The sequence below is a fragment of the Prevotella sp. HMSC073D09 genome, from assembly GCF_001814145.1.
Taxonomy (GTDB): Bacteria; Bacteroidota; Bacteroidia; order Bacteroidales; family Bacteroidaceae; genus Prevotella; species Prevotella conceptionensis.
Genome location: NZ_KV815082.1, coordinates 91,803 through 92,743, shown reverse-complemented (window position 1 = coordinate 92,743; position 941 = coordinate 91,803). Strand labels below are relative to the sequence as shown.

The window sequence follows — 941 nt, the reverse complement described above, 5'->3', positions numbered from 1 at the left end:
TGTTTATCTTGGTTTTTACAGTACAAAGATAATAGACTCCTCTCAATTTTAGAGATTTTAAAAGTCTAGACGACTTCATTTTGTGTAAATTAATTTTGTTCACTTACTTATGAAAATAGCAACAATCATTTGCACGGCACTCATGGCCTTTTGTCTCAGTGCGTGTGCACAGCAAACTAAACAGGAGAAGAAACAAATGAAAGTATTGGTAGCTTATTTCTCAGCTTCCGGCGTGACCAAGGGAGCCGCAGAGCAACTGGCAGCGGTCGCTGGTGCCGACCTGCACGAAATCAAGCCTGCACAACCCTACACGGGTGCAGACCTTGATTGGCGTGACAAGCAGAGCCGTTCGTCTGTTGAAATGCAGGACAAGAAATCACGTCCAGCCATCACGGACAAGTTGGCAAACATGCAGGACTATGATGTGGTATATGTCGGATTCCCTATTTGGTGGTACACCGCTCCAACCATCATCAACACTTTCATGGAGTCCTACGATTTTAAGGGCAAAACCGTCATCCCCTTCGCTACCTCCGGCGGTAGCAGTATCAAGAAAGCGTGTAAAGACCTGAAAGCCGCCTATCCAGATGTAAACTGGAAGGAAGGGAAACTGTTGAACAGGGTATCTGAAAAAGAACTGAAGGTATGGTTGGGCAAATGAAATAAATTCAGTTAAATCTTTGGGGATATAAGGAACTTATTGTACCTCTCCCGACAAGAGTCATAGAAACAGGCTGGTGGCTCATTGTCGGGTGTTCATTGAATGCAATTTCAAGCAGAATGTGGAACTGAGTACGGTCTCCAAATCGTAACCCTGTTTTTCCTCAATTCCCCAGATAAAGAAATCCAGCAAATTCTTACAAAGTTACTAACTGCAAGTTGCAAGAACACAAAAGCAAGTTCCCCCATCTCATATCAAGAAGGCAGTTCAATGACCGCCG

General features: G+C 44.0%; 1 protein-coding gene. It reads left to right on the top strand.

Going from position 1 to position 941, the window contains the following annotated elements; all coding sequences use genetic code 11:
- Positions 1-142: 142 nt before the first annotated feature.
- Positions 143-661 carry a flavodoxin gene (locus HMPREF2955_RS06830; RefSeq protein ID WP_246830087.1) on the top strand — a complete coding sequence of 173 codons (519 nt, stop codon included), beginning with the start codon at positions 143-145 and terminating at the stop codon, positions 659-661.
- Positions 662-941: the final 280 nt, after the last annotated feature.